The following is a 19,639-nucleotide window of genomic DNA, read 5'->3' on the forward strand; positions in this document are numbered from 1 at the left end:
CTGTGCCATCGAGTTCTCCAACCGCCAAGGCGATCAATTACACTCTGAAGCGTTGGCCAGCTTTAAGCCGCTATCTGGATGATGGCAATCTACCGATTTGCAATAACTGGGTGGAAAACCAGATGCGCCCCTGGGCGTTGGGACGTAAGAACTGGTTATTTGCAGGTTCGCTGCGCAGCGGTCAGCGAGCAGCCAATATTATGACATTAATCCAGTCAGCAAAGCTGAATGGGCTGGATCCCTATGCCTATTTAAGTGATGTGCTGAAAAGGTTGCCGACACATAAAGTGACTCAGATTGAAGAATTGCTACCACACCGCTGGAAACCTAAATCGAATTAAAAAATAGGCATGGGGTTCAGCGGACGCTTACTATTGATATTGCGATAAGCTATCAGAAAAGTAAGCGTCCGCTGAACACACCTTCTGAATTCATCCTATAAGCCTTAATTTAGTCCCCACTTAGAAACAAGTGGGGACTTAAATTTATGACTACAAATCATCAGACATCCATCGCATCTCTTGCGAAAAAACGAAGAACATACAGTCCTGAATTTAAACAGCAGATCGTTCAGGCTTGTAAAGCACCGGACGTTTCAATTGCTTCAGTCGCTTTGCAACATGGATTGAATACAAATCTTGTATCCAAATGGATTCGCTTAATTGATGCTAAGCCAGGGAGTGATCGCACACCACTACTGAATAAACCTGCATTTATTGCCTTATCTTGCTCTGCACCATTAGATCCTACTCCTACTGACATGTTAAAAGTTCAAATTACTTTACCCAACTCAAAAGCAGAAATTGGCTTGAAATGGCAAGTATCAGAAATATCTGCTTTAGCAGAATTACTCAAGGCACTTGCAACATGATCCGCATTGATGAAATCTGGTTGTCTACTCAGCCCATGGACATGCGTGCAGGAATGGATACTGCCATGGCTCAGGTGGTGAGAGCCTTTGGCTACATCAAACCGCATTGTGCTTACCTGTTCTGTAATAAACGTGGCCATCGCATGAAAGTGCTGGTACATGATGGACTGGGCATCTGGCTGTGTGTCAGGCGGCTGGAACAGGGAAAATTCCACTGGGCTAAAGTTCACCAGGGTGAAAACGTAGCTCTCAGTCCAGAACAGTTACAGGCACTCATTCAGGGTTTGCCCTCTAAAGATAACGTAACGTTAACTTTGGAGATCCAAGAAATGGCTATCTTACGCAGCAATGCTGCTTGTATCTGAATTTAAACAGCAAGCGATTGATTATGCACTATTGAGATTTATTACAATCGAAGCAGAAGACATTCTGCAAACGGCTGGTTAAGCCCAGAAGCCTTTGAACAGAAATATTTCAAGAATTTAGAGGGATTTGTTGTCCACGATACTGTCTAGGATCAGCTTGGATTAGTGACATATTCAGCTCCTACAAAATTCAATAGTAGCTGAAGATCGACTTAATGCGACAGAACCGAAATATTACCTCAAATAATTAAGGTTCGGTTACTAAGTCTGTAAAACAAACCCATTGCAGAATAGTGTTTAACTATCACTGATTTTTGTTGCTTAATACAGATTTTAACAGTGGTTACTTTTTTGGTTACTACAATGTAGAATATCACAAAAATATTTATAAAAAACATATATATAAATATTTATGTGATGCGTAATATACGCATCACATAATAATGCTTATTTTTGATATAATTAAGATAACGGGGATCATTATGCTGGTTTATAAAAACTTATGAGTCTTACGGAAACACAAGTACGAAAGTCATATCCAAAAGAAAAAATTTACTTTTTAGCTGATGATGATGGTTTAAGCTTAAAAGTCGATCCTAATGGAAAAAAGTCTTGGAGTTATCGATATTCAGTTGCAGAAACGGGTAAAAGACCACGAGTCACTCTAGGTACATATCCTGAGATGAATCTCAAAGAGGCTAGAGTGGCCAGAGACTCCTATAAGGCAACTAAATTTTCTACACAAAATTTAGTTCAGGAGAAAATTCAAACTTTTAAAGTTGTTTGTGAAGAATGGTTAGAGTTTAAAACAAATAATTCATTTAAAGATCAACCACGTGGTGGTGTAATCCAATTGGCGAATGCATGTTTAATAAATGACATTTATCCCGTTATTGGTGATATAGATTTTAGCAAAATTAAAAGAACTGATTTAGTTAAGGTAATTAAGCAGATTGAAAATAGGGGAGTTAAGGAACCTGTAAAAAAAGCGTATAGCTATTTAAATCAAATCTATGATTTTGCAGTTGCAATGGGATACTGTGATTATAATCAAGCTTATGGTCTCAATAAAATATTATTGAAAGGGAAATTAAAGAAAAATTATCCCTATTTAAAAGATGAAGAAATTTCTAATTTTATTCTTAGAATAACTCAACTAAATACAGATCCGATTATAAAAAAAGCAATCCTATTTAAATTATATACTGGAGTCAGAGGGGCAGAGTTATTGTCTGCAGAACCTCATCATTTTGATTTTGACAACAAAATTTGGAAAATACCTGCTTTACATATCAAGCAATATCGTCGAAAAGTGATAGCAGGTTATGATATTCCAGATTTTTTAGTCCCGTTATCATCGCAAGCGGTGAGCATTGTTAGATCTGCACTAGAGTGGTCACAAGGCGATCGTTATGTTTTTTCCAGCCCAAAAATTAAAGATAAGCCATTGCATTTTAACACAATAAATTCAGCCATTCGTAAGATGGGATACAAAACAAATGAGCTATCCTCACACGGTTTAAGATCAACATTCAGTACTATTTTAAATGATTCTGGCTTATTTCAAGATAGTTGGATTGAGGCTCAGCTTTCACATGTAGATAAGAATAAAACACGTGCTAGTTATAACCATGCAGATTATATTCAACAAAGAGCTGATATGATGCAGTGGTGGGGTGACTATTTAGAAAATAAATCAAAATCTAGTTTATAGGTAATTTAAATTAAACTATTTTGATTTAATAATAAATTTTAAACCAAATGCATTTAACAACTTATTTATAGAATCTAATGTTGGATTACTATCAGGTTGCTCCATTTTCTGTAAAGTCTGTGGTGCTATTTTAGTAATTTTACTCATTTCATTTAATGTTAAATGTAGTTCTTTTCTAATGTATGATGCAATCTGGTAAATTTGCCACTCAGGATTGTTATTTATATTTTCTAAGACTTGTAAGCGTTTATTCATTTGCTCGATTGCCGTCATAGGCTTATAACGTTTATCCATTAGAAAGCTCCTGAATCTGTTGGCATATATTCAATATACGATGATGACTATTTTGTAGAATCTCATCATCTATATTTATTTTTTTCATTTCATCGAGCAAATTTTCATACAGTGGCAATTGTTGAATCATTGTATGTTTAATTTCAGTTGAATCTATTCCTGTACATTCTTCTATTTGCGTTATGACAGATCCCCATATAGGCATTCCTCCATGGTCATCTTTTTCCCAACGTGTAGTACGTGCAATTCCGTCAGGATGAAGCCACATTGGTGCAAAATCGAAGAGGGGTGTTAATTGAATTGTGCCGTCATTTAAACGTTGAATTGCGGTATTACGGGTATGATTATCTTTATTTCCTAATGCAACATTAGCAATATCTCGTTTCAAATATTCAAAAATTTCAGCTTTTGGTGATGAGCAACATTCCATGATCAATGTACAGATTTGATTATGTGTCATTTTAACGCCGAAGCCAGCTTTACCACTTAAAGAGGCTAGGCTTTCTTGTGCAACTCTTTCGACTTTACCATTGATAATTTGGCGATCAAAACGTGGAATAAATAGCGTTCTCTGGTGAAGTTCCAAGTCCTTGAACACTCTTAGACCTAAATACCGAGCTATTTTCATGTAAATTGCTTCATGTAACAGTATTTTTTCCAGTTTTTGATCATTTCCACGACTAAATTTAACTAGCCAATGCTTTGCTGCTAGTTCATCTGGAAGACTGTGATCTAAATAAAACAGACCATCATATCCTTGTGTTAGTAATAGTTTAGGCCATTCACCTTGAACACCTGAAGAACCAGCAACAAATAAGCCATATGATGCAAGTGACTCAATGAAATCTTCTTTCCTTTCAATTATTTCGCTTAGGCTAAATCCACGAGGTTTCACTGTCGGAAAATGATCTTGAAGCCAGTCATAAGCTTCTTTAATTCGTAGATTACCAATAGGATTACCTGCCCCAGATTTCAGTAGGGGCCAATCAGCTTGTTCTTCTGCATTAATTGAAAAACCCAGCTGATTTAAAAGCTCCTTTCGCCCATAACCTTGAGGTAGCAAGTCCATGAGAAATGCTGGCCATTGGTTTTCTAAGTTGTTTTGTACATTGACTGGAAATTGGAATGATAGAGCATGACCATCCCTTAAATCCATATGTTCAATAGCATATTCAAATAAGTATGACGTTCGTGTAGATGCTCTCCAGCCCTGCTCTTGATTAGCAATTAATTCAACGATAGCGCAATCTTGCCATTCGTTATTTTGAAAAATTTGAAGTGTGCAATATTGATTCATATATGTATTAAAATAAAATATTATTTTCTATTTTGGCTATATTTATTTATTATAGTAGATATATATTAAATTTCCTACTCTGATTTAGAATCATTTAATTTGCACTATAAGCAATCATTTTAAACGTCATAACTTGTCGTATTGCTAAATTGGCTTTGTTGCACAAACCTATCGTTAAGGGCTTATTCCACAATATAATTTCCAAATGAACAAGCCTGCACCTAAAATTTATCGTACCACCAATTGGTCTTCTTATAATCGAGCATTAATAAATCGAGGAAATATTTCAATTTGGTTTGACACTAAGACTCAATGGTATGCGCAGCCAAAAGGCAAGCATGGACGAAATCAAACTTATTCCGACACAGCCATCCAATGCTGTCTAATGATTAAATCTTTATTTCGCCTTTTTTTACGTATGGTCACAGGTTTTGTTCAAAGTCTGATTAAATTCTGTGGATTAAATTGGACAGCACCAGATTACAGTACGCTTTGCAGAAGACAAAAACATATTGATATTGCGATTAGTTATCAAAAAAGCAGTGGTGGGCTTAACTTGCTGGTGGACTCTACCGGTCTAAAGTTTTTAGGTGAAGGTGAATGGAAAAGGAAGAAACATCAGTCTGAATATCGTCGTCAATGGCGTAAATTACATATTGGTATAGATGCTAAAACTCTCCAAATACGTGCAGTTCAGCTTACAACTAACAATGTAAGTGATTCACAGGTACTTGGTGATTTACTCGATCAAATTTCCTTAGATGAGCAGATTGACTCTGTTTATACGGATGGCGCTTATGACACCAAACAATGTCGTCAGGTCATTGCACATTGCAGATCGGCAAGCGCATGCGGTGATTCCTCCAAGAAAAAATGCGAAACCTTGGAAAGATACAAAGGTCAGCTCGCTAGAACGAAATGAATTACTTCGTACTGTTAAACGGTTTGGCAGAATACTATGGAAAAAATGGTCAGGCTATCATCGCCGAAGTTTGGTGGAAACCAAGATGCACTGCATCAAATTATTAGGCGATAAACTCAGTGCAAGGAACTTTAATAGCCAAGTCAATGAGATCCATGCACGTGTAGCCGTGTTAAATAAATTTACCGAGTTAGGTCAACCACATACCCAAGTTATGCCTTAAATTTGAGTAGATATGGGCAATCTTAATTTTTACATCTTTGTGCAACAAAGCCATTATAATCATGAAAGAATACAACTAAATTTAAAAGGATTGAGCCCTGTTCAATTCAGAACTCAATCCTGTTGTTAACTAAACTGTCTAAGATTTGGGGTTCAGTTCAAATGGGCGGTTTTTTAGTTGCCTAGATTGTAGTAATGGTCCAGTTGTCTCATTTGGTAGTCGCTCATTTCAGCATCCTTAAAGAATTCATCTCTTGACTCAAGTACATCTCGAACATTCTTTATGATCTCTTTTGCCTGAAACTCGGTTAACCCAAAGGCATTGCAGCGACTCAATAGATTTTGCGCCGTTCCGATTCGGCCTTCTTCTCCCACGGCGATCGCATGTTCTTTTGGGTAAGATGCGCGAGATCCGTGCGGTAGAACATCAAATAGAGGGCTGAGTGAATAATGATGATTTTTCATGTCATGCATTAAGAAGCCATGGTTTTTTAAATGATCATCTGTATTACTGATCATCACATTCAAGACCATGCGCTTATATAGCTCTAATTGATTGCTGATTGCGTCATGGCAAATTTGACTGCAGATCTTAGACAAATGCATATAAGACATCTTTAAGTCGTCTACGCGCACTTTACGGATGTTCATAAGGCTGTGTGCGCTGATGTAGTGTTTCTTTCGCTCAGGGCAGTTACGATCAAAGCGCTCAACAAGCAAAATAGGGTTGCCTTCAACTTCTTCAAGCTCGACATTGCTGACATTCAAACCTAAAGCTTGCGCCATCTTCATTGATGAATATTCAACTTTTGCATTATCAAAGAGGTCATCGGATTTATTGAATTTCGCAATCCACTCAATGCCTTTGTGCTGTACGACCACTTTAGGTCGCGCACCCCCCATTGATGACCCATGGTGAATGAGTTTTGATAAATAATTATCGGTCATCATGCTGATCATGTTCGGGTCTTGGTGCTGATCAACTGCTTTAGATAATTTTAAGTAAGCCTGTAAGTCAGAGAATTTAACAAAGGATTCTTTGCCAACGGTTTTGACCGCTTTAGAAGACAAACTCGCCACTAAGCACCCAACTGCATTACCACGTGCCGCAATAAGCCATTCAATTTGATTGAGTGGTACGCGAGTGTGCTGGGTTAACGTAAGCTTACGACCCCAATTGTCGGGCGTAGCATCTGCAAGTACGCCAAAGCCATCTTTAGCTGCAGTGGTGTACGCCGTGTTGGGTGTAATAAATGGTAGGTTAATTGGATCAAGCTCAAATGAGTTATTGAGATCCAAATAGCTCTTACCATAAATAAAATTATAGATTGAATCTTTGAGCGCATATTGAGCAACAACTTGCGGCGTATCGCCTGTATCCAAAAAAATGTAGCAGCTCTTAATTTCTTCTTGCATGGATAGGTTTTTAGAAGTCATCACTCATATCCTCTGATTTATTATTAGCGCGGACTCGAACTTTTTTGGTAGCGAGTGCTTTTCCAACTTCGTCATTTTGTGGGTTCGCAATACTAAGCAAACTGTCTTCCAAGCCAAATACAACGAGAATGGAAATAAGATTTTTTAGGTTAGAGCTGGGTTTGCCGCTTTCAAGTCGTGAGATTGTCTTTTCATCCACATGCACACGGTTAGCCAATTCGCTAATAGTCATATTCCGGTTCATGCGTGCTGTTTTAATGTTACTCCCGATCTGAACTAACAGATCTTCAACACCCTCAAGCATAAAATCACTTGCTGCTCTTTTCATGAAAAATCTCCTCAATACGGTCATTATATACCGATTAACCGACTTAAGCAGTATTTTATGGGTGTTTTTAAATTATATTTGTAAGAGATTTTAAGCTCTTGAGCCTATTTGCAGGGTTGGTGCATAATTTAAATTGACTTGAGAGGAAGTGCGCTGTGTAAGTGCGAGAAATAAAAGAAAGGTAAAGTAATGGATCAACCGAAAATTCTTTTGGAAATGGAGCAATTTTGTGAAACTAATAGCAATGTAAGGTTAATGCTCAGGGAAGTACGTCGTTATCCTGTAGGTGAATGCGTCATGGAACGTATGTCATTAAAAACGCAGGCCATGCAGCGCATAGATGACATGGTAATGTTTCATAGGTTTGCAATGTCTGTACATAAACAGAATGGTGAAGTTATTTACCCTGTATTTAAACAATTTAATTCAGATTGCGGCAACTTGTTTGAGGATATTGAAGATGATCCAGAGATGACATCCGGGTTTAGAATGGTATCGCCAAACTTTAATCACAAAGAGCAAGATCGCCGTGTGGGTTCATTGGCTGATGAGAGTTTAGTGATTAATTTGTGGGGGCTTTGTTGCACAAAGATTTCATAACTATATGATTTTAAAAGTTTTGATTATTTTTTTGATCCAAAATTAAATTTATTTAAATCAGATGCTTACATATTTATGCAACAAAGCCCTTTGGAGAAACCGGACATTTCTATTTTTGAGTTACAAATAATGTTGGCATAATAGATATTATGTAAATTAAGATACTCTTGAAGAGATTAATATTGTTGTGAATATCTTCTGTGAAGTTGCATCAACGGCCAATTTATTGAGGGAACCATCTTAGATATATTATTTAACTTATGTTCACCTAAAGTCGAATTCATAGAAAAACATCATTTAAAAATTAATAAAATCAATAATTTGTCTATATAGTTTTAATATTTAAATTTTTCCAGTTCATGAACTTGATGAATTCGATGTTTTTTTTAGAGTTAAAAATGAAAAATTCCCAAACCTCCACTATGTCAACGTAGAGGTCTGAGACAACCTATAAAGTTATGAAACAGTTTTATCGTTTTGGCCAGGTAACCGTTTCGGCATAATTTTTTAAAACAAATTCACGCGTATCGTCTGTAATAAAAGCATCTTTAACAAGTTGTACTTCAGGTTTTTGAGATGCTTTGCTATTGGATACGAGAACGCTATCGTATTCTTGATTATCTTGTTCAAGATAAATTGAATCACGTTTTGGCAATAAGTCAGCATGAATAGTATATGCACCAGCCATAATTGCTAAATCTGAATCTTTAAAGCTAACTGGTACTAAAGCATGTTCAACTTCTAAAAACTGTAAGTTCTTTGGATTGGCTGTAATATCTTTTAAACTTGTTTTTGCACCAGTATTAGGTTTTAACTCGATCAATTTTGCTCGTGCCAATAGATTTAATGCACGTCCACCATTTGAAGGATCTGATGGAATTACGATTTTAGCCTTATCTGGAAGATCATTGATATTTTTATATTTAGGGGAATATGCCCCGAACATTCCATTAAAAGTAGAGGCAATTGCTATTAAATCCCAATTATTCAATTCTTTTGCTGACTGCATATAATACTTATGCTGAAAATAGTTTAAATCTGCTTCATTTTCTGCCACAGATTTATTTGGAATCAGGCCATCATTAGCATATTTAATTTTCAGTTCAATATTTTGTTTTTTGACTTTATCCCTTACATATTCAGCAACTTGTGGATATGGAGGGTTATCACGTGTAAGTAAGGTAACTACTTTTGTTTCACTACTTTCACTAGAAACTGTTTTTTCCTGTTTAGAGCAGCCTGTTAATCCAAAACCAATTGATGCTGTAAGAACAGCAGTTAATAAAGATTTAAGTTTCATAAATAAATAGCCCCTAAAGCGCTATTAGCGCTACTTTTTAGAATTACATTCAAATATTGAGAATGGTTAAATATATGGTTAGATTAGAAATAACTAGTATTGGGTACAGTGCGTTTATTCACTAGAATATCTCCCAATACCTTTGCCTTGAGGCTAACTGGATTGTGGGTAGATAAGGTACGAATATTGCGCCAATGTCGATCATTCAATGTCTCGTGCCCCATAGCAGATGCCCCAATGACTTCAAACATTAAATTGGCTGCTTTGAGTGCTAATGGATCAATTGAAACTTTTACTTTTGCAGTTTCTATAGCAGCTTTCTGCAAAAAATCATCATAAGTCGGCTGATTTAAATGCTGAATAATCTGGTCTAGTGAGCGCGCCGCTCGTAATACTGCTTGTTCTACAATAAAAGCAATTGATGATATTTCTCCTGCTTTTTCAAGAAAGAGGGGCTCATCACGAGCTTGTTCAGCATTCCCATAATTAAAAGTTCGACCTCGATTAGCAAGCAGTACTGCAGTGCGATCTTCTACAGCTTTTGTTTGACCAGCAATGATCGCTTGAATATACAGTTGTGCGAATGGTTTATTAATTAAACCATGGGGTTTCGGCCAACGGATCTCATCCTCAGATATGATTACATGATTAAATACCGTAGTCCCACTAGCAGTATTTCGTTGTCCAATCCCGATCCAATCATCAAAAATTTCTACACCTTCTCGATTAGTCGGTACAACAACATGACATAAAGTACCTAGATGACTTTGTGCGAATACCAATACATAATCTGCATACAAAGTACCGGTAGTAAAATACTTTTTACCGTCTAAAAATAATTGACCATTTTCATTAAGAATTTTTGTATTTACCTTACCACTACCGACATTATTTGATGATGGTTCTGCAAGTGCATTGCTGATAATTTTTCCACTAGCTATACGCTTGAACCATTTCTCGCGATAAGCTGGATCAGGATGCCTTATTACTTCTTCTGTAAAGTTAAAATGTGAGTGGAAAATATGAGCAACATCAGAATCAACACGACCTAATTCAATAATTACAGCAAATAACTCTTCAATACTTAGTGCTTGCCCTCCATATTGTTTGGGTAAACGCAATGCACCGATTTTCTGAGATTTTAAGTATTGAATAATCTGTGCTGGTGGCTGTTCGCCATTTGCATCACGAATAGCCAAATCAGCTTTAATAGTTTCAATTAGTGCAAGAAACTCTTTGCGTTCATGATAGGGACGTACACTATTCTCTACCTCCTGAACTTTAATATTCATAAAAACTTTTCCTAATATGTGTAATTCATTTTTTCCAAGTGACCTTCTTAAAAGTTATTCCACTGTAAGGTCATGTTGAATTTGATTCTTTAAATACGCTTATCTAAACGTTTAACAAAATAGTTCCCGGTAAATTGAATTACTTGAACAATAAAGATAATGATGAGTACAGTTACAATCAGAATGTCGGTTTCAAAGCGGTGAAAACCATAACGAATAGCAAAGTCACCGATACCACCACCACCAACGATGCCAACAATCGTGGAATAGGAAAAATAACTTACTGTCACGATAGTGATTGAGTTAACAATTGCTGCACGTGCTTCTGAAAACAGTACTTTATGTACAATTTGAAATTTAGTTGCGCCCATTGCTTCCGCTGCTTCAATTACCCCACGGTTGACTTCTAGCAAAGCTGCCTCAACAAAACGGGCAAAATATGGAATACAACTAATTGTCATAGGAACAATGGCGGCTGTTGTACCAATTGAAGTTCCCACAATTAAGCGTGTTAAGGGCACGATGGAAATAGCGAGAATTAAAAAAGGGAAAGAACGTATGAAGTTCACCACAGCATTTAAAACTCCATTTACCAACTTATTGCTAGAAATTGAGCCATCACGAGTTAAATACAGGGCAGTGCCTACTATTCCACCAAAAATAATGCCAAGTAGAATCGTGACAGACAGCATATAAAAGGTTTCGCCAAGTGCTGTTTGAATTTCAGGCCAAATACCAATTACTTTTTCGTACATATTAGGAAGCCTCTTTTAAACTGGTACTGACATCATTGAGCAATAATTTTGAAATAATAGATTTAACTGGTTGCTGGATTGGCTGATTGAGGTCAAACTCTTCAATGACTTGGCCTTGTTCCATTACCGCCACACGGTTACAGATTTTGTGTACTAGTTGCATTTCATGAGTCACGATCACTATCGTGATACCAAACTGTTTATTGATCTTTGACAGGTAATGCAGAATCGATTCTTTAGTTTGTGGATCGACAGCAGAAGTTGGCTCATCGCAGAGCAGAATTTTGGGCTGGGTCACAATGGCGCGGGCAATTGCAATACGCTGTTTCTGTCCACCGCTAAGTTGACTTGGATAAGCATCTTTTTTATCTAATAAATCAACAATTTCCAGGCATTCTAAAGCACGTTTATGACGTTTTGCTTTTGGCACACCTGAAAATTCTAACGGCAACTCAATATTTTCTAGAGCAGTGCGGTTGGTCAGCAAGTTAAAATGCTGAAAAATCATACCAATGGATTTACGCTGTTCGAGTAATTGCTTTTTTGATAATCGTAAAAGGGAAACACCTTCTATTTTAATATCACCAGTATTGGGACGTTCTAGCAGGTTAATCATGCGCAATAATGTTGATTTTCCTGCACCACTAAAACCGATAATGCCAAATACATCACCTTGATGAATATTTAGACTAACATCGGAAACAGCCGTGAATTGACCATCCTTTTGGATAAATGTTTTCTTAAGATCCTGTAGTTGTATCATCATTTATTCTCTATGTTTAGCTCAGCATCACTGATGCAGTAGTCCTATGCAGCTCAACATAAATTAGAATTTAATATGTTTAAAATAAATATTTTTAATAAAATTATATAAAAATAATGAATACTAAATTTAAGATTGATCTATTCTCCACCCTTTACAGAAGATTTATATCAATAATTCTAATAAAATTATGCTTCAGTATAGAATTTGTTAATTATATCAGTGTGTTAGTAATATTTATTAAAAACATTTCTGTAATTTATTGATTGAGATAATAACGTTACTTTTATTCTTTTATAAACAAAACATAGCTTATTCTGAATTTTATCTTTTCATATGAATTATATTCACTTCGCTTTAAATTAGAGGGAATCTAGAATTCGCGAAAAATGAATATAGATCAATTTATAGCTAAGAATTTGTTTTTTAATATCTTTTGTTATAATTTAGTCTAAATATTCAAAGTTAATTTGTAAGATAGTCACTTGCAACATCTACTTTAGATACTCAATTTAGGTGAATAGGAGTTGATTCGTTCTGTTAAAAACTAGAAACCCTTAATTGAGTATTTTTTGTTAGAAAATTTCCTTTGTATGAATGAAGAGAATACTGATCTTTCTAAATAATGCATATTAAATTCACATAGAATAAGCTCCTGAATTTTTAAATAAATTTGATAGCCAGTATGGTATGAGCTATTCAAATATCAAATTAGATTTCAAGCAGACAGCTGTGCAGAGCGATTATGCCGAGGTTAAATTTTTAATGAAGATTGAAGACATCCATGCTTTTATTGCTTTTGTTAAATTGCAATCCACGAGTCTTACTGCTCAACAATTAGGTATCACACAACCTGCAGTTACACGTCGCATCCAGAGTCTAGAACAAGCCTGTTCAGTTCAACTTTTTGACCGAAATACTCGCCCTTTAAAGTTAACCGCAAAAGGACGAGAAATATATGAACAATGCTGTATTATCGAGCAAGAGTTCAATAGATTGAAGCAGATCATTGCTTTACAAAGTGCAGATTCAACACATCTTAGGATAGGAATTCCAAATAGCCTGTCAGAGTCTGGTATTTTTGGAATGATACAAGACCTCCAAAAAGATTTTCCCTCTGCAAAAATTGAAATTAGTACAGGGTGGGGTAAGGAATTATTATCTAAATTAGCTCACGATGAACTTGATGGCGTGATTTCTACTGCAAAAGAACATAATGCTTTTCCAAAAGATTATTCTCTGAAAATTATGGGTACCTTACATATTAGACCTGTAGTAGCAAAATCTTTAAGCAGATCAGGTGTTTCAACATGGGAAGACTTGCAGGATCTAGGTTGGATTTTAAATAATAAAGGATGTGGATTCAGAGAATTTTTGACTGAACAATTAGAAAAACAGTATAAACAGCTAAATTTAAAAATTGAAGTTACTGGAACTAGAATCCAGTTGGATTTAATACAACAGGGAGTTGGTGCTGGTTTCTTGGCACAGGAATTAATCTTTCAAACTCCTCACTTTCACCAATTATCAATTATAGATACTGAAGAACTAAATCTAGATGTCATTGTTTACAATGCACGTCGAGAAAACCTGAGCCATGCACAAACTGAATTGTTTGATGTAATTATGGAACGTTTTAACCAAAAATTGCATTTAGCGTAATCTAAAAACCATTCTTATGCGTAAAATTAATATTAGTTTATGATAAATATTTATTTAACGCATACTAATTTTTAAATTACAGTTGTTTCAAGTTCAAAAAAATATTTTGGAAATTGAAATGACAATTCAAATTTTAGGCATGATTGGCCATCGTCTTGCTTCGGAAACCATCCCAGCAGAAGGCCCAGTATTTAATCCAGATTATGTTGCAAATTTTGCTAAAGCCCATGAGGATGCTGGATTTGATCGGGTATTGATTGGTCAATGGTCAGATCAGCCCGATGGCTTTATTGTGGCGGCTCATGCAGGTGCAAATACTTCGAAATTAAAGTTTTTATTAGCACATCGTCCAGGTTTTATAGCGCCAACTTTAGCTGCACGTAAGTATGCAACTCTAGATCATTTACTTAAAGGTCGTTTAGCAATTCATGTTATTACCGGGGGAAGTGATCCAGAACAGCAGCGTGATGGTGATTTCTTAACTAAAGCCGAACGATATGCCCGTACAAAAGAATTTTTAGACATCGCTAAGCTTTCCTGGTACAGCGATAACCCCTTCCAGTACAGTGGTAAATACTATCAAGTCAAAGATGGTTTCTCAGAAATCAAACCTTATCAATCTCATTTGCCAGTATATTTCGGAGGTTCTTCTCAAGAAGCATTAAATGTAGCTGCTGAACATGCAGATGTATTTGCACTTTGGGGTGAGCCTTTAGCTGGTGCTGAAGAGCTTATAAAAAATATTCGAGCAAATGAAGTAAATTTTGAACGTAAAAATCCACTGGATTTTAATATCTCTTTCCGCCCAATTATTGCAGATACCGAAACACAGGCTTGGGAAAAGGTACAGGATATTTACAGTCTGACTCGAGAGCAAATTGAAAACCGCGGTCTGCGCAAAGATAAACAAAGTGCTCAAAGTGTAGGAGCCCAGCGTTTAGTGGAGTTGGCATCACAAGAAGTGCATGACACTAATTTATGGACTGGCATTTCTACCTTAGTACATGGCAACCATAACTCTACAGCTTTAGTAGGTACACCAGAGCAAGTAGCAGAATCTATTGCAGAATATTATAAGCTAGGTATTAACAGCGTATTGATTCGTGGTTTTGACCCATTAAATGATGTCATTGAATACGGCAAAGAACTACTACCAAGCATCCGTTATAAAACAGCCGAACTGGATAAATTAAACAAGATTGCCTAGGCTTTGCTGACAAAATATTAAAAAGTGTGATTGAAATGAAAAAAATATTAGTTGGCATTATTAGTGCTGTTTCAATAAGTTTAACTGCTTGTGATAAACAGGTTAATCAAGCTGAAAATACAAAAGAAGTGACTAAACTTAAAAATTCAGCACAAATTGAACTCAAAATTGGTGATCAAAAAGGAAATATGCGTGCCCAGCTAGAGGCATCAAAACTTCTAGATGGTATCGATTATAAAATTTCATGGTATGAATTCCCGGCAGCAGCTCCAGTTGCCGAAGCATTAAACGCTACCGCGATTGATATTGGTTATCTTGGAGATGCACCATTCATCTTTGCAAATGCAAATGGTGGTCATGCACGCGCAATTGCGGTTAACCGATATGATCCGTATGCAGTAGCTTTACTAGTGCCTAAAGATAGTCCGATTAAATCCATTCAGGATATCAAAGGAAAAACTATTACAGCGAATAAGGGCTCGATTGGTCAGCTGGTTACATTACGTGCTGTAGAACGTGCTGGCTTGAAAGCTTCTGATGTAAATTTTAAATTTTTGCCACCAGCAGATGGCAAACTTGCTGTTGCAAATGGCAATGTTGATGTATGGGCAGTTTGGGATCCATACACTGCCTATGCTGAAGTCATTGATGGTTTTCGAATCATTGAAAATGGACGTGGATTATATTCAGGTTTTACATTCCTTGCCGGTACAGAGCAAGCTTTAAATGATCAGCAGAAGCGTACAGCTATTCAGGACTTTATCTACCGGCTTGAAGAATCTCAGGAATGGGTAAATAAAAACTACCAGTCATTTGGTAAAGAACTTGCAAAAATCACCGGAATTCCAGAAGAACCAGCCACATTAGCATTCAAACGAAAAAATGCCACATGGACTAGTATTACTGATGATGTAATTGCCACTTCGCAAGACACAGCAGATTTCTATCATAAACACCAATTATTAAATCAGAAAATTGATGTAAGCGGTCTGTTTGATCGTGAGTTTAATACAAAGCAGGCAGGAAATTAATATGGCTAAATATCTGAATGCTTTAGCACCTGTAATTAATGCTATTGAGCAAGGACTGGTAGAACAACTGGATGAGCAAAACTTAATTCAGCGCTTTACACCTGGGTTTAAAAAGCTCCTCCAGGATTCAACCTGGCTTGAACCAGAGTTTAAAAAACCACATCCAGAATATTATCAACAATATCTATTGTATCTAGATCCTGAAGAGCGTTTTTCCATTGTCAGCTTTGTTTGGGGACCAGGTCAAAAAACACCAATTCATAACCACGAAGTATGGGGTGCAATTGGTGTGCTTGAAGGCGCAGAAGTCTCTACACCTTATACCTGTGATGAGGCAGGTTTACATCCAGTTGCTCAAGGCGATTATCTCGAAGTGGGAGATATCGACTGGTTTACACCAACTACGGGAGATATTCATGCTGTTAACAATGCCTTTGAGGATCAAGTCTCAATCAGTATCCATATTTATGGTGCAAATATAGGCAAAGTGGAGCGTTTTACCTATCAACTAGACGGTACAGCTAAACCATTTATTTCTGGTTATTCAAATTTTTAAAGAGTGATGTTAAAAGAATGAAAACTATCGTTTATCAAGAAATCCGTGAAAAATTACTGGCTGGCGAGGAAGTTGCTATTGTAGATTTAAGGGAAGAGCATATCTTCGCTCAAAATCACCCCTTATTTGCGACAAATATATCTTTATCACGTCTCGAAATTGAAATTTATAACCGTATTCCTCGTCTAAATACACTCACGGTTATTTATGATGATGGCGATGGTCGTGTTGAGCGTGCCTATAAAAAACTTAGCGAGTATGGTTATAGTAACATTGCAGTTTTAGAAGGTGGCGTAGAAGCATGGCAACGTGATGGTGGTGAATTATTCATTGATGTTAACTCTGCCAGTAAAGCATTTGGTGAGTTTGTAGAGCATCATAAGGGCACACCATCTCTTAGTGCCGAGGAACTAAAAGCAAAAATTGATGCTCAAGAAAATATTGTCATTTTAGATGCTCGACGTTTTGATGAATATCAGACTATGAGTATCCCAACTGGGACGAGTGTTCCAGGCGCAGAATTGGTTCTGCGTGCACCTTCATTGGTTAAAGATGAAAACACCCAGATTATTGTAAATTGTGCTGGTCGTACTCGCAGTATTATTGGTACTCAATCACTAATTAATGCTAAGTTGCCTCATGAAATTTTTGCATTACGAAATGGAACGATTGGCTGGACACTCGCTGGACAACAACTAGAGCATGGTCAGCAACGTTCATTTGTAGCTCTTGATACCCAGATTGACAAGCAGGCAAAACAAAATGCTGAAGAATTGGCAAAGCAAGCAGGTGTAAAGCAAATCAGTTTAACTGACTTACAGGATCTACAGGCACAAGAAGATAAAACCACTTATATTTTTGATGTACGTACTGAGCAGGAATATGCAGCAGGGCATTTACCTGGTAGTCGTTGGGTAGCAGGTGGTCAGTTGGTACAGGAAACTGACCATTATGCTGCAGTGCGTGGTGCTTGTATTGTTTTAGTTGACGATCAACTTGTTCGGGCATATATGACAGGTTCTTGGTTAGCACAAATGAACTGGGATGTTTATGTACTTGAAGATGATTTTGTAAAACTTCTGGCTGAAACGGGATGCTGGAAACCTGCTACACCACAGATAGATGTTGACTTATTTATTTCTCCAGAAGAGCTGCAACAACTTTCAGCAACACAAAATATTGCTATTTGGGATTTCACTACTGCAGCTAACTACAAAAAAGGGCATATTCCAAATGCACAATGGGTTTTGAAAGCAGATGTACCTAAACTGATCCAGCAGTCAGAATTTACAAACAAAGATGCCATTGTTGTAACTTGTGGTTCTAGTTTGCTTGCTCAATATGCAGTGCCAGAAATTAAAGCTCAACTCAAATCAAATCAAAAAGTATATATCTTAAAAGGTGGTAATGCTGCTTGGGTGCAGACAGGTCTGCCATTATCTCAAGAATTAAATTTACTTTCAGAAGAGATTGATCGTTATAAACGACCTTATGAAGGTACCGATAATTCAAGAGAAGCAATGCAAGCTTATCTTGATTGGGAGTTCGGTTTAGTCGATCAGCTAAAGAATGATGGCACACATGGGTTCTTTGTTATATAAATGTTTTACATGTATCGTGTCTAGGCGATACAAGACAGTCCAGTTCATTTATAAACTGGGCTGATTCATTTTCTAATATGGACAAAATAAGGAGTAGGTTCATCTCATAATATTTTATTTAACATAATCTATATTATACGAAATCAGTCATCGTTAAATTCAGAATCATAATGTGCTTGATATTCTTCATGTGAAAACAATTTTCCGCACATGTGACAATACTTGTACTTTGATTGAATCTTATCAAAAAAAGGCTGAGTCGAACTTGTATAGCCATGATCTTCAAGTATTGACCAAAGCTGTTCTAATTCTTCTTTTGTAAATTCCATTGTTGTCTCCAGTGGTCAGTCTTTATCATAAAAATGTGGAACTTTTTTATAATTAGCCATATTCAAAGATGAAAAAAAATCTTCAGTTTGTTGATTTGATAAATACGTAAAATCAACATACCTTGAAGCATCACTATTAAAGTCACGATCAAAATCTAAAAAATTTTCATATATGCAAAAATAGGTTTTAAAAAAATATACTTTATATAAAACAAGGATTTTTTCATTTTTAAAAAAATACACCTTATGAGCATGATGTTTCATTATATTCCTCAGTTCGCGCCTACGGACGCTCTGTTACTCCCGTTTATAATCATACGGGAGCTTGTAATCAAGGAAAAGGATAGTCGAATAATTCAAAATCGCGGATCACTCGTAGACACTCGCTCTATAAATAGATCAAAAATTAAGCAAAAGAAATGATCGAATTATCCAATAAACTTTTTATAAAGTAACAAAAAACGATATAAATCATAGTTAAAAAGGTGTTTTCTTAAAAGTCAACCCCTTCTAAAACGCTCTAATTTGCGTTTTAAGCGATGTTAGCAAAGAGTGATACAAACACCCCACCCACACCGCTAAAATTGAAATTTGACATACAGAAAAATTTATGATTTTTTTTACAAAGGAGAAGTTTCAGAATTTATATTTCCCGAATCACTCGTAGACACTCGTTCTACAGCTTGTTGTTTTTGAGCAAAATAATTAAAAGGGCGATATCCGGATAACCATTTTTTACAATCATCTTGAGAGATGTTTTCCATATAGTTACCCTGCTGATCTACTGAACCGTACCGGGTTTGTCGGAGAGTCAATATTCTGAGAGACTATCCCGATGACAAAATTAAAATATACCCCTGAAATCAGAGAAAGAGCGGTTCAATTATTGATTGAATCTGAAAAAGATTATCCATCGAATTGGGCTGCGATCACCGCTATTGCTCCCTGAGCAGTATACTGCGCAAGGGTTGTACTCCTGAAACACTACGTGTTTGGTATCAAAAATATTTAGATAAACAAAATCCAGTTAAAGTACAGCAGCTTTCAGACCAAGAACGTATCAAACAACTCGAACGCGAAAATAAAGAACTGC

At 36.3% G+C, this 19,639-nt stretch carries 22 protein-coding genes and 3 pseudogenes; 14 read left to right on the forward strand and 11 right to left on the reverse strand.

The features are described from left to right. The 5 genes and pseudogenes from FTT98_RS14705 to FTT98_RS14725 all read left to right on the forward strand — a co-directional run. The coding region (locus FTT98_RS14705) for a transposase (RefSeq protein WP_180177506.1) at window positions 1-341 on the forward strand (341 nt) is incomplete at its 5' end. Between the two features lie 146 nt (window positions 342-487). Next, window positions 488-871 (forward strand): transposase, encoded by a 384-nt coding sequence (locus FTT98_RS14710; RefSeq protein WP_180177507.1) that lies wholly within the window; start codon window positions 488-490, stop codon window positions 869-871. After that, a complete protein-coding gene (gene tnpB, locus FTT98_RS14715; RefSeq protein WP_180177508.1) occupies window positions 868-1,236 on the forward strand; it encodes an IS66 family insertion sequence element accessory protein TnpB in 369 nt (122 codons plus the stop codon). The genes FTT98_RS14710 and tnpB overlap by 4 nt, the downstream gene beginning before the upstream one ends. Before the next feature lie 30 nt (window positions 1,237-1,266). Continuing rightward, a pseudogene (locus tag FTT98_RS14720) lies at window positions 1,267-1,386 on the forward strand (IS3 family transposase); the annotation flags it as partial. A gap of 352 nt (window positions 1,387-1,738) precedes the next feature. Then, window positions 1,739-2,950, forward strand: coding sequence for an integrase arm-type DNA-binding domain-containing protein (locus FTT98_RS14725; RefSeq protein ID WP_078194291.1), 1,212 nt, complete (start codon window positions 1,739-1,741; stop codon window positions 2,948-2,950). A 15-nt stretch (window positions 2,951-2,965) separates the two neighbouring features. On the opposite strand, the gene FTT98_RS14730 is transcribed toward FTT98_RS14725, so the two are convergent. Both FTT98_RS14730 and FTT98_RS14735 read right to left on the reverse strand, forming a co-directional pair. Continuing rightward, window positions 2,966-3,244 (reverse strand): helix-turn-helix domain-containing protein, encoded by a 279-nt coding sequence (locus FTT98_RS14730; protein WP_004871362.1) that lies wholly within the window; start codon window positions 3,242-3,244, stop codon window positions 2,966-2,968. Beyond that, window positions 3,237-4,541, reverse strand: coding sequence for a type II toxin-antitoxin system HipA family toxin (locus FTT98_RS14735; protein ID WP_121523298.1), 1,305 nt, complete (start codon window positions 4,539-4,541; stop codon window positions 3,237-3,239). Before FTT98_RS14735 ends, FTT98_RS14730 begins: the two co-directional genes overlap by 8 nt. Before the next feature lie 205 nt (window positions 4,542-4,746). On the opposite strand from FTT98_RS14735, the pseudogene FTT98_RS14740 reads away from it, so the two are divergent. Both FTT98_RS14740 and FTT98_RS18370 read left to right on the forward strand, forming a co-directional pair. Then, window positions 4,747-5,686 (forward strand): annotated as a pseudogene (locus tag FTT98_RS14740) (IS5 family transposase). Window positions 5,687-5,698: 12 nt separating this feature from the next. Beyond that, the gene (locus FTT98_RS18370) at window positions 5,699-5,815 is read left to right on the forward strand and encodes an IS3 family transposase (RefSeq protein WP_180041812.1); all 117 of its coding nucleotides are present in this window, start codon (window positions 5,699-5,701) and stop codon (window positions 5,813-5,815) included. A gap of 44 nt (window positions 5,816-5,859) precedes the next feature. Here the strand turns inward: FTT98_RS18370 and FTT98_RS14750 are convergent, their stop codons facing one another. Next, a complete protein-coding gene (locus FTT98_RS14750) occupies window positions 5,860-7,122 on the reverse strand; it encodes a type II toxin-antitoxin system HipA family toxin (RefSeq protein WP_257220802.1) in 1,263 nt (420 codons plus the stop codon). Then, the gene (locus FTT98_RS14755; protein ID WP_111886070.1) at window positions 7,112-7,450 is read right to left on the reverse strand and encodes a helix-turn-helix domain-containing protein; all 339 of its coding nucleotides are present in this window, start codon (window positions 7,448-7,450) and stop codon (window positions 7,112-7,114) included. Before FTT98_RS14755 ends, FTT98_RS14750 begins: the two co-directional genes overlap by 11 nt. A gap of 189 nt (window positions 7,451-7,639) precedes the next feature. Between FTT98_RS14755 and FTT98_RS14760 the strand changes: the two genes are divergently transcribed. Then, entirely contained in the window at window positions 7,640-8,050 is a 411-nt protein-coding gene (locus tag FTT98_RS14760) for a hypothetical protein (protein ID WP_180041810.1), read from the forward strand. A gap of 469 nt (window positions 8,051-8,519) precedes the next feature. Here the strand turns inward: FTT98_RS14760 and FTT98_RS14765 are convergent, their stop codons facing one another. The 4 genes from FTT98_RS14765 to FTT98_RS14780 all read right to left on the reverse strand — a co-directional run bounded on the left by FTT98_RS14765 (window position 8,520) and on the right by FTT98_RS14780 (window position 12,163). After that, window positions 8,520-9,350 carry a MetQ/NlpA family ABC transporter substrate-binding protein gene (locus tag FTT98_RS14765; protein ID WP_180041808.1) on the reverse strand — a complete coding sequence of 277 codons (831 nt, stop codon included), beginning with the start codon at window positions 9,348-9,350 and terminating at the stop codon, window positions 8,520-8,522. Window positions 9,351-9,433: 83 nt separating this feature from the next. Continuing rightward, window positions 9,434-10,642, reverse strand: coding sequence for an acyl-CoA dehydrogenase family protein (locus FTT98_RS14770; RefSeq protein WP_180041806.1), 1,209 nt, complete (start codon window positions 10,640-10,642; stop codon window positions 9,434-9,436). 89 nt (window positions 10,643-10,731) lie between these two features. Beyond that, complete coding sequence (locus FTT98_RS14775; RefSeq protein ID WP_180011210.1) at window positions 10,732-11,397, reverse strand: methionine ABC transporter permease; 666 nt, start codon at window positions 11,395-11,397, stop codon at window positions 10,732-10,734. A 1-nt stretch (window position 11,398) separates the two neighbouring features. Further along, entirely contained in the window at window positions 11,399-12,163 is a 765-nt protein-coding gene (locus FTT98_RS14780; protein WP_218950659.1) for a methionine ABC transporter ATP-binding protein, read from the reverse strand. 687 nt (window positions 12,164-12,850) lie between these two features. Between FTT98_RS14780 and FTT98_RS14785 the strand changes: the two genes are divergently transcribed. From FTT98_RS14785 to FTT98_RS14805, 5 genes are all read left to right on the forward strand, one after another. Beyond that, window positions 12,851-13,822 (forward strand): LysR family transcriptional regulator, encoded by a 972-nt coding sequence (locus FTT98_RS14785; RefSeq protein ID WP_180041804.1) that lies wholly within the window; start codon window positions 12,851-12,853, stop codon window positions 13,820-13,822. A 118-nt stretch (window positions 13,823-13,940) separates the two neighbouring features. Then, the gene (locus FTT98_RS14790; protein WP_180041802.1) at window positions 13,941-15,029 is read left to right on the forward strand and encodes an LLM class flavin-dependent oxidoreductase; all 1,089 of its coding nucleotides are present in this window, start codon (window positions 13,941-13,943) and stop codon (window positions 15,027-15,029) included. Window positions 15,030-15,064: 35 nt separating this feature from the next. Beyond that, entirely contained in the window at window positions 15,065-16,060 is a 996-nt protein-coding gene (locus FTT98_RS14795; protein WP_180041800.1) for an ABC transporter substrate-binding protein, read from the forward strand. A 1-nt stretch (window position 16,061) separates the two neighbouring features. Beyond that, window positions 16,062-16,616 (forward strand): cysteine dioxygenase, encoded by a 555-nt coding sequence (locus FTT98_RS14800; RefSeq protein WP_180041798.1) that lies wholly within the window; start codon window positions 16,062-16,064, stop codon window positions 16,614-16,616. Window positions 16,617-16,633: 17 nt separating this feature from the next. Next, window positions 16,634-18,217, forward strand: a complete 1,584-nt coding sequence (locus FTT98_RS14805; protein WP_180041796.1) for a rhodanese-like domain-containing protein — start codon at window positions 16,634-16,636, stop codon at window positions 18,215-18,217. Window positions 18,218-18,360: 143 nt separating this feature from the next. Here the strand turns inward: FTT98_RS14805 and FTT98_RS14810 are convergent, their stop codons facing one another. The 3 genes from FTT98_RS14810 to FTT98_RS14820 form a co-directional block, all read right to left on the reverse strand. Next, entirely contained in the window at window positions 18,361-18,546 is a 186-nt protein-coding gene (locus FTT98_RS14810) for a hypothetical protein (RefSeq protein ID WP_180041794.1), read from the reverse strand. Window positions 18,547-18,561: 15 nt separating this feature from the next. Beyond that, window positions 18,562-18,810 carry a hypothetical protein gene (locus FTT98_RS14815; protein WP_180041792.1) on the reverse strand — a complete coding sequence of 83 codons (249 nt, stop codon included), beginning with the start codon at window positions 18,808-18,810 and terminating at the stop codon, window positions 18,562-18,564. A 356-nt stretch (window positions 18,811-19,166) separates the two neighbouring features. Continuing rightward, entirely contained in the window at window positions 19,167-19,310 is a 144-nt protein-coding gene (locus tag FTT98_RS14820; RefSeq protein WP_180041791.1) for a hypothetical protein, read from the reverse strand. A 71-nt stretch (window positions 19,311-19,381) separates the two neighbouring features. Between FTT98_RS14820 and FTT98_RS14825 the strand changes: the two are divergent. Next, window positions 19,382-19,639 (forward strand): annotated as a pseudogene (locus FTT98_RS14825) (IS3 family transposase); the annotation flags it as partial.

Origin of the sequence: Acinetobacter sp. YH12039, from assembly GCF_013420015.1 — a bacterium.
In the GTDB taxonomy this organism is placed as follows: Bacteria; Pseudomonadota; Gammaproteobacteria; order Pseudomonadales; family Moraxellaceae; genus Acinetobacter; species Acinetobacter amyesii.

Coding starts and splice junctions, on each gene's coding strand:
- FTT98_RS14775 (WP_180011210.1), bottom strand. CDS start 11,397: ATGTACGAAAAAGTAATTGGTATTTGGCCTGAAATTCAAACAGCACTT.
- FTT98_RS14710 (WP_180177507.1), top strand. CDS start 488: ATGACTACAAATCATCAGACATCCATCGCATCTCTTGCGAAAAAACGA.
- FTT98_RS14750 (WP_257220802.1), bottom strand. CDS start 7,122: ATGACTTCTAAAAACCTATCCATGCAAGAAGAAATTAAGAGCTGCTAC.
- FTT98_RS14820 (WP_180041791.1), bottom strand. CDS start 19,310: ATGGAAAACATCTCTCAAGATGATTGTAAAAAATGGTTATCCGGATAT.
- FTT98_RS14795 (WP_180041800.1), top strand. CDS start 15,065: ATGAAAAAAATATTAGTTGGCATTATTAGTGCTGTTTCAATAAGTTTA.
- FTT98_RS14800 (WP_180041798.1), top strand. CDS start 16,062: ATGGCTAAATATCTGAATGCTTTAGCACCTGTAATTAATGCTATTGAG.
- FTT98_RS14810 (WP_180041794.1), bottom strand. CDS start 18,546: ATGGAATTTACAAAAGAAGAATTAGAACAGCTTTGGTCAATACTTGAA.
- FTT98_RS14730 (WP_004871362.1), bottom strand. CDS start 3,244: ATGGATAAACGTTATAAGCCTATGACGGCAATCGAGCAAATGAATAAA.
- FTT98_RS14815 (WP_180041792.1), bottom strand. CDS start 18,810: ATGAAACATCATGCTCATAAGGTGTATTTTTTTAAAAATGAAAAAATC.
- FTT98_RS14790 (WP_180041802.1), top strand. CDS start 13,941: ATGACAATTCAAATTTTAGGCATGATTGGCCATCGTCTTGCTTCGGAA.
- FTT98_RS14735 (WP_121523298.1), bottom strand. CDS start 4,541: ATGAATCAATATTGCACACTTCAAATTTTTCAAAATAACGAATGGCAA.
- FTT98_RS14755 (WP_111886070.1), bottom strand. CDS start 7,450: ATGAAAAGAGCAGCAAGTGATTTTATGCTTGAGGGTGTTGAAGATCTG.
- FTT98_RS14805 (WP_180041796.1), top strand. CDS start 16,634: ATGAAAACTATCGTTTATCAAGAAATCCGTGAAAAATTACTGGCTGGC.
- FTT98_RS14760 (WP_180041810.1), top strand. CDS start 7,640: ATGGATCAACCGAAAATTCTTTTGGAAATGGAGCAATTTTGTGAAACT.
- FTT98_RS14765 (WP_180041808.1), bottom strand. CDS start 9,350: ATGAAACTTAAATCTTTATTAACTGCTGTTCTTACAGCATCAATTGGT.
- FTT98_RS14780 (WP_218950659.1), bottom strand. CDS start 12,163: ATGATGATACAACTACAGGATCTTAAGAAAACATTTATCCAAAAGGAT.
- FTT98_RS14770 (WP_180041806.1), bottom strand. CDS start 10,642: ATGAATATTAAAGTTCAGGAGGTAGAGAATAGTGTACGTCCCTATCAT.
- FTT98_RS18370 (WP_180041812.1), top strand. CDS start 5,699: ATGGGCAATCTTAATTTTTACATCTTTGTGCAACAAAGCCATTATAAT.
- tnpB (WP_180177508.1), top strand. CDS start 868: ATGATCCGCATTGATGAAATCTGGTTGTCTACTCAGCCCATGGACATG.
- FTT98_RS14725 (WP_078194291.1), top strand. CDS start 1,739: ATGAGTCTTACGGAAACACAAGTACGAAAGTCATATCCAAAAGAAAAA.
- FTT98_RS14785 (WP_180041804.1), top strand. CDS start 12,851: ATGAGCTATTCAAATATCAAATTAGATTTCAAGCAGACAGCTGTGCAG.